At 73.4% G+C, this 10,987-nt stretch carries 10 protein-coding genes; 7 read left to right on the top strand and 3 right to left on the bottom strand.

Annotated elements, in window-relative coordinates; translation table 11 throughout:
• Both ABZ573_RS23980 and ABZ573_RS23975 read left to right on the top strand, forming a co-directional pair.
• A partial coding sequence (locus ABZ573_RS23980) for a 3'-5' exonuclease (RefSeq protein WP_358121122.1) occupies positions 1 to 504 on the top strand: 504 nt, incomplete at its 5' end.
• A 20-nt stretch (positions 505 to 524) separates the two neighbouring features.
• Positions 525 to 1,565, top strand: a complete 1,041-nt coding sequence (locus tag ABZ573_RS23975) for a methyltransferase domain-containing protein (protein WP_358121119.1) — start codon at positions 525 to 527, stop codon at positions 1,563 to 1,565.
• Positions 1,566 to 1,575: 10 nt separating this feature from the next.
• Here ABZ573_RS23975 and ABZ573_RS23970 read toward each other — a convergent pair whose 3' ends face one another.
• Entirely contained in the window at positions 1,576 to 2,145 is a 570-nt protein-coding gene (locus ABZ573_RS23970) for a hypothetical protein (protein WP_358121116.1), read from the bottom strand.
• 716 nt (positions 2,146 to 2,861) lie between these two features.
• Here ABZ573_RS23970 and ABZ573_RS23965 point away from each other — a divergent pair.
• On the top strand, positions 2,862 to 3,011 hold the full coding sequence (locus ABZ573_RS23965; protein ID WP_358121113.1) for a hypothetical protein: 150 nt from the start codon (positions 2,862 to 2,864) through the stop codon (positions 3,009 to 3,011).
• A 103-nt stretch (positions 3,012 to 3,114) separates the two neighbouring features.
• On the opposite strand, the gene ABZ573_RS23960 is transcribed toward ABZ573_RS23965, so the two are convergent.
• Positions 3,115 to 4,365 carry a serine hydrolase domain-containing protein gene (locus ABZ573_RS23960; RefSeq protein WP_358121110.1) on the bottom strand — a complete coding sequence of 417 codons (1,251 nt, stop codon included), beginning with the start codon at positions 4,363 to 4,365 and terminating at the stop codon, positions 3,115 to 3,117.
• Positions 4,366 to 4,636: 271 nt separating this feature from the next.
• Between ABZ573_RS23960 and ABZ573_RS23955 the strand changes: the two genes are divergently transcribed.
• The 4 genes from ABZ573_RS23955 (at position 4,637) to ABZ573_RS23940 (ending at position 9,178) form a co-directional block, all read left to right on the top strand.
• Positions 4,637 to 4,951, top strand: coding sequence for a hypothetical protein (locus ABZ573_RS23955; RefSeq protein WP_151453019.1), 315 nt, complete (start codon positions 4,637 to 4,639; stop codon positions 4,949 to 4,951).
• A gap of 299 nt (positions 4,952 to 5,250) precedes the next feature.
• Entirely contained in the window at positions 5,251 to 5,424 is a 174-nt protein-coding gene (locus ABZ573_RS23950; protein ID WP_132234202.1) for a thiazolylpeptide-type bacteriocin, read from the top strand.
• 129 nt (positions 5,425 to 5,553) lie between these two features.
• Entirely contained in the window at positions 5,554 to 7,242 is a 1,689-nt protein-coding gene (locus ABZ573_RS23945) for a hypothetical protein (RefSeq protein ID WP_358121107.1), read from the top strand.
• Entirely contained in the window at positions 7,232 to 9,178 is a 1,947-nt protein-coding gene (locus tag ABZ573_RS23940) for a TOMM precursor leader peptide-binding protein (RefSeq protein WP_358121104.1), read from the top strand. Before ABZ573_RS23945 ends, ABZ573_RS23940 begins: the two co-directional genes overlap by 11 nt.
• 61 nt (positions 9,179 to 9,239) lie before the next feature.
• Here ABZ573_RS23940 and ABZ573_RS23935 read toward each other — a convergent pair whose 3' ends face one another.
• Positions 9,240 to 10,940: a thiopeptide-type bacteriocin biosynthesis protein gene (locus ABZ573_RS23935; RefSeq protein WP_358121101.1), complete on the bottom strand. Its 1,701-nt coding sequence runs from the start codon at positions 10,938 to 10,940 to the stop codon at positions 9,240 to 9,242.
• Positions 10,941 to 10,987 lie beyond the last annotated feature (47 nt).

Here is a 10,987-nt window from a genome sequence, read left to right as displayed (position 1 = left end):
CTCGGTCAGGCGTTCACGTCACTGGTCAACCCGGGACGGCCGATACCTCAGCGGCCCTGGCTCTCACCGGGACTGACCAACGCCGTGCTCGCCGACGGACCGCCGCTTGAGCAGATCGCGCCGAGACTGATCGAGCTGGTCGAGGGCCGGTGGGTGTTGGGGCACAACATCAACGTGGACTGGCGGCTGCTGCGCAGGTACCTGCCCTCGCTTCGCCCGGCGGGCCTGCTCGACACGCTGCTGCTGGCGCGGACGCTGGACTTCCCCGAGTGTTCTCTGTCGACGCTGGTGGACAGCCTGCGGCTGCACGAAACGATGCAGGCGGCGGCCGGAGGCAGCCGGCCACACCGCGCTTATTGGGACACCGTCGCGACCGCGTACCTGCTGCCGAGGCTGATCTCCCGGCGGTGGCCGGTGAAGCCGCCGACTTTCGAGAGCCTTCGGCTTGCGGCCGGCGTTGCACTCCCTACGGGGACAGCCGAACAACCTGACTTGTTCGGCTAACCCACGCTGGAAGGAGTCCTGTGACTGCTGCCGACCCGCTGCACGCCAGCGTCCCCGAACAGTTCTACGTCCACAACCCGGATCGCGGAGAAACCCTGCACCGCTCCGCGGCCGAGGCCATCCACCGCGACGTGATCGCCTTGAATGTGTCCGAAGGCGACCACGTGCTGGAGATCGGCACCGGCACCGGTTACTCCGGTGCGCTCCTCGCCGCCCGAGCCGGCGCGACCGGGCGCGTGACGAGCATCGACATCAGCGACCACCTCGTCGATTGGGCGGACCGCCTGCACCGCCAACGGGGCATCACCACCATCACCTGCCACACCGCCGACGGCATGAACGGCTACCCGCCACGCGCCCCCTACCAGCGCATCGCCGCCTGGTGCACGCCCCCACGGCTACCCCGGGCATGGGTGAACCAACTCGCCCCGGACGGACGGATCGTGGCCTGCCTGCCCATCGCCGCGCAGCCGTCCACCACCCTGGTCACCACCATCACCCTGACCGCAGGACAACCCCACGTTGAGACAGTCACCTTCGGCGGCTACGCCCAAAGCACCGCCACCGCCGTCGACGACGCCCTGACGCTCCCCGGACGCTGGGTCGACCACCACACCGACCAACCCAAGCCGGCATGGATTTCCATTGGCTGGCGCGGCCACGACAACCCGCAACACACCGGCGCCCGCACCGCCCTCAACCTACTGCGGAACCCCGGCCACACCGAGACCTACCACCGCACACCCCTGAACTGGCCGTCATGGACGACCTACTCCGTCATCGCCGGCGGACCACACCGCAGCACCGCTGCCCTCGACGACGGCAAACGCGGCATCGGACACACCACCGCGACCACCGCCGCCGTAATCCTGACCGACGGCACCATCCTCGCCGACACCGCTGCTTCCCCCTCCCTGACCGCGCTGCGAACATGGCTGCACCAATGGGAACAAGCTGGACGCCCCAGCGCCGCATGGTTCGACACAAGCCTTGTGACCAACGAGGGAAACGACCTGCCCGGCTGGGACCTACGGATCACCGCCAGCCTCAGCCCAAGTTAGGACGGCGGACTTAGCGGGCCGGGTGGAGCGGCTGTGCCGATCGGCTCGGGATTGGCGAGCTGTCGAGCAGAGCGCCCAGTGCGACGGCGGACTCATCGGTCAGGCGGTAGAGGCCCTGGAGGCTGACGGAGCGTTCGAGACGGCCGTCGACGACGTACTTCAGGGTGCGTTGGTCACCGCGCCGGTTGCGCCAGGTCAGTGTGCCGAGCAGGTCGCCGGGAACGGTGACGTCGAAGCGGATCGGGGTGGCCTCGACATGCACCGGGACCGCTCCACACCCGTCCGCACCGAGCATCGCCCAGGCGTCGTGGCCCGGATGGGCCGGATCCCGCCAGGTCACCGGGGCGCTGCCGCAGCAGTCGCGCCGCTGCTTGTCGACGACGCGGAGGCGGCTCACCACGTGCAGCACGCAACGGTTGACGTGCAGCGCGAAGACGGAGTCGCCGACCCCGACGCTGGTCCAACTGGGCAGGGACTGGTGCACCCCGCTGAACGCCACCGGAGGCCGCTCGCCGACCCGGTGACGACGCAGCTCCCGGCAGACGTCCTGGGTCCACAGCGCGGTGAAGGCAGCCGACATGGCCGTGATCGTAGGAGCCCCGACCGACAGTTCCGGCCGTGACGCCATCGGCCGCAAGCGGACCACGGCGCCCGCCCTGCACTGTGGACGGAATTGTCACCATCGCCTGCTACCTTCGCACCTCCCCGACGCGGAAGGGGTTGCCGCAGTGGAACGCACCACGGCCTACACCGACTCCTGGTACCGACAGCCCGACCCGGTCTAGCGGGAGGATGGCCGCCGGCTGACGAACCAGCACTGGGTACGCCTGGCGGCGGTGTGGCTGCTGGCGGCGTGGTCGCCGGAGCAGGCTGCCGGCTGGTCGTCGACCGTGGTGTCCGGCCGGACCAGGTCCCGCCGGGATCAGCAGTGGCCGGAGCCGCCGCCGTTGACGGAGATCGCGGACGCCGCCGACCTTCCGGAGGTCACCGGCGCGACCGTGCTGACCAGTCGGGTGTCGGTCGGGCCGGGACGGCCGTACGAGCCGGTGCGCACCGACGAGGAGGTGGCAACCGAACTCGTCGGGCTGATCTCGGCCGTGGTGGGGGCACCCGACCGGCGCGCGGAAGTGCTGGTGCGGTTCCTCGCCGACGAGCTGGCAGGCCCGTACGCCGATCTGCTCCCTGAGCGAGCTGTTCGACGGCAGCTGGGACGGGATCGACGAGTTCCCGGAGCTTCCGGCCGACCACCTCGCGACGTTCCTGGGCGACGACCTGACCGATCTCGTCCTGGCCCGGATGGGTGCCGACGTCCACATCGGATACGCCGGCCTGCTGCCGACGACCTGGCCACCCGACGACGAGGACTTCGAGGAGGATCCACAGACCACCGTGCTGCTGGTCGACGGGCACGAGGTCGCGGTCCTGGAGATCGACATGACCTGCTGAACCGGTCACGCGGGCGAGCCGGACGCCGAGCGGGTCGACGGGGCTGCCGCCCGGGAGCCGCGACCGGAGTACGGGGTCCGGTCGCGGCTGCCGGGCGACAGCGTCAGCGCTGCGGCAGTGGCCTGACCAGGGTCGGTGCGCCCGGCGCCGGGACGACCGCAGGCACCCGGGCGGCGGTGGCGGTCCGCGCCGCGACGGCGCTCTCACCGACCAGTGCCGTGTTCAGGAACCTGCCGACCGCCTCACCGATCGGGTCCGGCGTGCCGGGCAGCGCGTAGTGCGTCACGTTCTGGGCGAGGCTCACCTGCCGCCGACCGTCCGGAGTGTGCAGCGAGATGGCGCTGTGCCCGAAGACCAGGCCGTCGTGCCCCCAGACGTCGCCGGTGGGCCAGGTCATCCGGTAGAGGCCGAGCCCGTAGCCGGCGGCCTCCGGCTGGGCCGGGTCGAACGGCACGGTGGTCTTCATCGCGGCCAGTTGGGCCGGGCGGAGCAGCCGGCCACCGAGCAGCGCCCGGAAGAAGGTGTTCAGGTCGGCCATGGTCGAGACGAGCGCCCCGGCCGTCCATGCCCAGGACATGTTGCTGACGCTGAAATCGCGCAGCTCGCCCTCGTACCACGGGACGTAGCCCCTGCTGTGCGGGCCGGCGATCCGGGGACGCACGCCGGGGAAGTACGTGTGCCGCAGCCCGAGCGGCCGGAGGATCCGCCGGTGCACCTCGTCGGTGGCGGACCGGCGGGTGACCCGCTCGATGATCAGCCCGGCCAGGATGTAGTTGGTGTTCGAGTAGGAGAAGGCCGCGCCCGGTGCCCCGGTCGACGGCTGACCGAGGCCGGCCTGGACGAGTTGACGCGGCGTGAACGTGGTGGACCGGTGCCGCTCGATGTCCTCTGGGGTGGCGAAGATGACGTGGTCGTAGTCGCTGATCCCGCTGGTGTGGTCGAGCAGCATCCGGACGGTCACCCCGGCGACCGCGAACTCCGGAAGGTACCGGCCGATCGGGGCGTCCAGCGCGATCCGGCGCTCGCCGACCAGTTGCAGCAGCGTCGCGGCCACGAAGGTCTTGGTGATGCTGCCGACCCGGTGCTGGAACCCGGGCAGCACCGGTCGACCGGTCGTCACGTCGGCCACCCCGCTGGCGCCCCGCCACCGGTCCCGTCCGTCCCGCGCCTCGGCGAACACACCGGGCATGCCGGCCTCGGTGATCGCGCGCAGGTCGGCGGTGAGCGCCGCGTCCGGCAGCGACCCGGCGGACGGCCGGCCGGCCGCGACTGCCGGGCCGGCACCGGCCAGCAGGGGCGTCGCGAGCGCCGTACCGGTGGTGGCCAGCAGGAAACTGCGGCGTGACAGGTGCATGTCGCCTCCCGTGTGACGTGACTGCTGCCCATCGTGCCCTGGGCCGACAACCGGAAACGTCAGTCTGCGGACCCACATCGGCCTCCCCACCGGGAATGACCCGGGCTCCGACCCACGCGGGAGAATCCGTCCGACCAGCGACGGAGTGCACCGACGCCGATGCCCGACACGGTGCCGGTCCGTGCGACCGCCGAAGCTGTCCGTCGACAGAGCGTCCTGCTGAAGGCACAGTCGAAGTACATTCGTCCATAACCATCGATAGGATGACGCGGTGACCGTGCGACGACTGCTACTACACACGACGGCGGCCTGCCTCGCCGCGACCGCACTGACGGCCCTCGTGCCGGCCGGGACGGCGCAGGCGGCCTGCACGACGAGCAGCTTCACCGTCGTCTGGGACTACGCGGGCATGTACACCGCCCCCAACGAGTCGACCCTGTACGGCACCCGCCGCTACGGACAGGTCGTCACCGGCCCCACCGGCAACACCGCCAACGGCTGGACACTCACCTACGACTACTGGAACGGCCTGGCACTCTGGGCCTACATGAAGGACGCCGCGTTGCAGTACCGCGGCTGCGCCTGAAGCGGAACCGACGGGCCGGTCAGCACAGGCCCGCAGACGGCTCGCTCGCGAGCCGGGCATCACACCCTGCGCTCAGTGTGGCGAAGAACGTTTCGGCCCTGGCGTTGTGCAGGATGACACGCCACCCACCGAGGGGTCGCCCAGGGGCGGACCCCGGCCGGGCAGGCAGCAGCGCCACCGAGCGTGGGTAAGTAGTGATGTCGGCAAAACTACTGACGACGCCCCGCACCGGCCGCCGGAAGAATCTCTGCCATCCCGGCGTGCCCGGGCCTCATCCCACCTCGAAGGGAGGTGACCACATGCCGATCGAACGAGAAGACGACGAGTTCGAGCTCGACGATCTCGACCTCAGCGGCCTGACCGTGACGGTCATGCGCGACACCGTTGCGATCCCCGAGACCGGGGCGTCTCGGATCAGCGCGTGCCTGGCGTCCTGCTCCTGCTCCATCAGTCCGGACGAGCCGATGCTGTAGCCGCCGCGGAGCGCGAACCGCGCTGCCTGAGTGACGAGGCGACTGTCGCCGGGCCCGGCGACAGTCGCCCTTCCAACCCCGGACTCCTTCCGACGACCCCAGCCGTTCCCCAACCGGTGAGGCGCGCAGATGTCGACCAGTTCCTGGCAACTCCGCCCCACCGTGCAGGCGACCCGGATCGACGGCGGGCTGCACCTGCGGTCCTGGGACACCAGCCTCACCCTGGACGGCGCGCCACAGCTGTGGCGGCTCTGGCAACTGCTCACCCGGCGCCTCGCGTCCGGCCGGACCACAGCCGACCTGCGCGACCTGTCGCCACGCCCGCCCGTCGCCCTCGCCCTGTACCGGCTGGCCGACCTGCTCCGGGAACACGACCTGCTGGTCCGGGTGCCGGAGCACTGGGCCGGCACCGGGCACGCCCATGCCCCCGCCGCCGCCTGCGGACCGGCCCCGGTGCCGCCACCCGCCGTCGCCACCTGGCTGGCCTCGGTCGCCACCGACCCCGCCGCGTCCTGGACCGGCATCGGCCGGCAATCGGTGACCGTCACGGGAGCGGGCCCCGCTGCCACCGCCGCGATCGAGGCGTTGACCGCCGCCGGAGCCCGGGTCCGGCGGGCCGCGACCCGCATCGACCCACCGCGCGACGCCGGACGCGTCACCCTCGCCGCCAGCGACGGGCGTGCCGTGGTGACCGGGGCCAGCGCCACGGTCGGCTACGTCACCCCCGTCGGCCCGGGCAGGCAACTGCGGGCCCAGTCCGGCCTGATCGCCGAGCGGCTCGGACTTGACGGCGCGGCGACGGCCCCTGGCGACCCGGTTTCCGTGGTGGCCGGCGCCTGCGCCGCGCACCGGCTCCTCGGCGCGCTCGCCGAGCTGACCGACCCGACCGCGCCGACGGCGCTCGTCGTGCGGAGCGACCCGCTGCGCGCCACCGCCCACCCGTGGCCGCCCGGCGTACGGTCACCGGCGGTCGACGCCCCCGACCGGCGGGACGACGCCGTCCACGTGGGTCTACCCACCTCCCTCACGGACCCGGAACTCGGTGTGTTGCCGCCGGTGGAGCTCGACGATCTGCCACAACTGCCGGTGGGACTGGCCCGGTGCCGGGTCGGCGGTGTTCTCGGCCCGGCCGGTGGGACGCTCGTCACCGGGCACGGTCCGGACACCTCCACGGCGCGATTGCACGCCACGCTGGCAGCGGTGGAGCTGCTCAGCGTGTCCATCGGAGGGGCCGCCGTGCTGGCCTGCGGGGTGGACCGCAGCCATGCCGAGGGAGTGCTGCTGCGCCGCCTCGCCCGCCGGTCGGTGGCCTCGGCCGGCGTCACGTCAGGCGGGGCTGTCCCCCCGTCGGTGTTCGACGCGCCAGCAGCCCGCCGCTGGTGGCGTACGCTGACCCGCCGCCTCGGCGTCCCGGCGACCGTTCACGTCCGCCGGCTCGCCCCCGGGGCGCAGCTGGCCGTCGTGTGCGGCCCGGACACGACGGACCCCGATGGGTGGATGGAACTCGGCTGGGCGATCGAGGCTACGGCCCACGACGCGGTCGCCTTCGCCGCTCTCACCGCGGTCGCCACGGTCCGCTGGCGTGCACACCGGCCCGGTCCGCCGTACTCGCACGGCCCCTGCGGAGCGTCGCCACGGGTGAGCCGCTCGGCCGCGCCCATGCCCGACGGGTCCGAACGGGAGGCCGCCCTCCGGCGGTCACTGCGGACCCTCGTCGGCGCCCCCGCGGAGCCGATCGTGGTGACGCCGCCAGCTCCGCTGGCCGCCGCCCTGCGTACGGTCGGGCTCATCGTCCTGCGGGCCGGCGATGACCGGTGACCCTCGGTTGCCCGGGGACGATCGGGACGGTCCCCGGCAGCCGGACCCCGACCTGGCCGGCCAGCTCGCCGAGGCGCTGAGGAGGGCGGGGTCGCCGTATCCGGTGCTGGCCGAGGACGACGGGTGGGCCGGCTCCGGCCCGGCGGTGGTGGTGTCGACCCGGTGGAGTCCGGCGCTGCTGAGCCGGCTGACCGACCGGGGCACCGGGGCCGGCGGCAGCGTCCTGCCCGTCCGGTTCGACGGCGGTACGGCGCTGGTGGGTCCGCTGGTCGGCCCCGACAGTGCCACCTGCCTGCGCTGCCTGGAGGCCGCCAGGCTGGCGGCGCCGGGCGGCCGGACGCCGCACGGTGATGCCGAGCTGCGGCTCGGCGGTCGGCCGGCGCCGGCCCTGCTGCCCGTGCTCGCCGCGGTGGTCCGGTCGGCGTTGGCCGAGCCGCAGTCCGCCGCCGCGCGGCTCTGGGTCGTCCCGCCCGACGGGAGCGTGTCCGCCCATCCGGTGGCGCCGGTGGGGGTCCGCTGCGAAGGATGCCTCAGCCGGCAGCCCGCCGCTCCACCTGGGACGCCGCTCACCGGCAGCGGTCAGCCGCCGGCCGACCCGTTGCGACTGCGCCGGCCGAACCCGGCGACCGACCTGGCGGGACTTCGCCGGGCACTGCTGGAGCCACGGCTGGGCCACGTCGTCCAGCTGCACCGGCACGAGGGGTACGGGCTGCCGGTCACCAGGGCGGTGGTCGCCGGTCCGGCGGTCACCGTGGCGGGCTTCGGCCGGGCGACGACCGCCGCGGAGGCTGACCGGTTGGCGCTCTTCGAAGCGGTGGAACGACTGGCCGGGTACGCCCCCCACGGGCCCGCAGCCCGGCAGTGGGCGTCCTTCGCGGAGCTGGGACCGGAGCACGCCGTCGATCCCGCGGCCCTCGGTCTGCCCGACCTGCCCAGCGCCCACCACATCCCGTACGCCCCCGACGTGCCGACGTGGTGGGTGCCGGGGTGGTCGCCCAGCCGGGCGACGCCCGTGGCGGTGCCGGAGCACGCGGCGTACTGGGGTGACCTCGGGCAACGCCCGTCGGCGACCTTCCTGTCGGAGTCCTCCAACGGCTGCGGTCTCGGCAACAGCCTGGAGGAGGCGGCCCTGCACGGCCTGTTCGAGGTGATCGAACGGGACGCCTTCCTGATGGCCTGGTACGCCCGTACCCCGCTGGTGGAGGTCGCGCTCCCCGACGAACTCGACCTGGTCGGGCACCTCGCCGACAATCTGGACCTGCTCGACTACGACCTACGGTTGTTCGACGCCACCACCGACCTGGCCGTGCCGGCGGTCGTCGCGCTGGCGCACCACCGGATGCCCGCCGTGGGGGCGCCGACGGCCTTCTTCGCGGCCGGCGCCCACCTGGATCCCCTCTCGGCGATCCACTCGGCCGTGGTGGAGCTGGTCGTCAACCTCCACGAGGTGCGCGACACGTGGCAGGGGGACTCAGCGCGGGCGGACCGCGACCGGCTGCTGCCGATGCTCGACGATGCCGCGTTGGTTCGTCAGATGGACGACCACATGATGCTGCACTGCCTGCCGGAGGCACGGCCGCGCTACGAGTTCCTGCTCGGGGCCGGGCGGACCCGGGCCTGGCGGGAGGTGTGGCCGGGACTGCCCCGTCCCGTCGAGGACCTCGCGGCCCTGTTCGGCGCGCTCTGCGCGGACCTGCACCACCGGGCCGGGGTGGAACCGGTCGTCGTCGACCAGAGCATCCCCGAGCTGCGGCAGGCCCTCGGGTTGCACGCTGCCAAGGTCGTCGTCCCCGGCACCCTGCCGATGACGTTCGGTCACCTGAACCGGCGGACGCGGGGGCTGCCCCGGCTGCTGACTGTGCCGGCGGTGCTGGGCCGCCTGCCCGGGCGGCCCCGCTACGAGGACCTGGCACTGCACCCGCATCCCTTCCCGTGACCGTCCCCTCCCGGGCCCGGCCAGGGGGTCGGGCCCGACGTGCGGGCCCGACCGCCAGGGGTCACCCGGCGGGCCGGCCGACCGGAAGCAGGTAGGCGAGAACCTCGTCGACGCCGTCGAGGAGGAGCAGTTCGTGGGCGATGTCGTCGTAGAACCCACCGACCATGCCCAGCCCGAGTCCCGTCGCCGCTGCCGTGAGGGCCAGGTTCTGGGCCAGGTGACCGGCCTCGAGCATGCCGAAGCGCAGCGCCCGGAGGCCGTAGGTGGCCCGCAGCACGGGCAGGTCGACGTAGACCCCGAGCAGCGCCGGTAGCGCCGACAGATCGATCCGTTCCTGGCTGGCCGGGGTGTCCTCCGACTGCGTCGCCGGTCCGGCCCTGAACCACATCGACGCGGTGGCCAGCTCGGCGTCGGTGGGCACCGGGCCGGTGGGCAGCAGGAGCCGGGACTCGGCGTCCACGTCGTACTGGTGGGCCGGGACGCCGGCCACGTCCCGGGCCAGCACGCGCAGCCGGACCGCGTACTTGGCGCCGGCGCTCGGGTAGGGTCGGCGGGCCCCGGGCCTGTCGGCCCGATCACTCGCCCCGCTGGCGGTCCACAGCAGAGTGGCCAGGTGCGCGGCGTCCATCGGGCCGCAGAGCGTGCCGCGTCCGCTGGCCCGCGCGGTGAGCGCGTCGCCGAGCGCGGCCGTCACGGGTGCGGCGGGGGGAAGGGCCAGGGGCGGACCGGAGCGTCGCCGGTCGCCGTGCCGCGTCCGGCCCGACGTCCGCGGCCGCTGCCACTCGATCCGGCCCGGGGCGTAGCTGCTGGCCGCCAGGTACCGCCGGTCGGGGCTGGCGGTGCCGTCGGCGAAGAAGTCGGTGGGGCCGTCCGGCGCCAGCAACGCGGCGGCGAGGAAGTGGTAGAGGGAGCGCTCCTCGTCGGGCAGGATGCCCAACCGGTTGAGCAGCATGTGCAGTTGGGACGCCCACACCCCGGCCCACCGGTCGACGCCGCCGGCAGAGCTCTCCAGCTGGGCGCGGGCGGCGCGCACCTGGGCGGCCCACCGGTCCCGGATCCGGGAGCCGTCCGCCGCGGAGGCGGTGATCTCGTGCCAGCGCCGTACCACCGAGCGGGCCTGCGTGGTGGCTGCGGCGAGCGCCGGCCCCTGCACAGTGCCCGCGGTCAGCGTGGTGCTCTCCGGGTGCCACCGCCAGGCGGTCGCGCTGCGGCGCAGCCATCGGGCCGCGGCGAGCATGTCCAGGTCGAGGGCGATCAGGGTGGCGAGGACCAGGTCGGTGGCCGCCACCATCCGCTGGCCGGGTCCCGGGGTACGCGCGACCACCTCGGCGGCGATCCGGCTGGAGGTGCCGAACACCGCCTCCGCCACCGGCAGCGCGGCCGGGCCGCCGTACCGCTCGGTCTCCGGCTCGTAGTCGACCTGCCGGGCCTGTGCGTGCCCCGGCCACCCCGGACGGCTGGCGGTGCCGAGGTCGAGCAGCGGATGGTCGGCGGCCCGGGCCGCGGCCACCAACTGTTCCTGCCACCGGCGGTGCTCGTGCGCCTCGGCGCCCCGCGCCCGCACCCTCAGGTGTGGACCGTCGTCGAAGTAGCGGATGAAGAACCAGTCGGCGATCGTCCCGTTCCGACGCAGTCCCTCCATGAGCGGTGTGAGTGTGCCGGTGATGAAGTCGTCGACGTGTTCCGCACTCCAGTGCAGATAGCAGTGCAGGCTGTGGAAGGAGCCCCGCCCGGGGTGGACGGGGGCGGCGGTCACGGGCATGGGAACTCCTCCGGACAGGTCGGAAGCCGGCGCGGCAGGACGACGTC

Source organism: Micromonospora sp. NPDC007220 (assembly GCF_040634035.1).
In the GTDB taxonomy this organism is placed as follows: domain Bacteria; phylum Actinomycetota; class Actinomycetes; order Mycobacteriales; family Micromonosporaceae; genus Micromonospora; species Micromonospora reichwaldensis.
The sequence above is the reverse complement of the archived record's forward strand: the minus strand, read 5'-3'. Positions and strand labels throughout refer to the sequence as shown.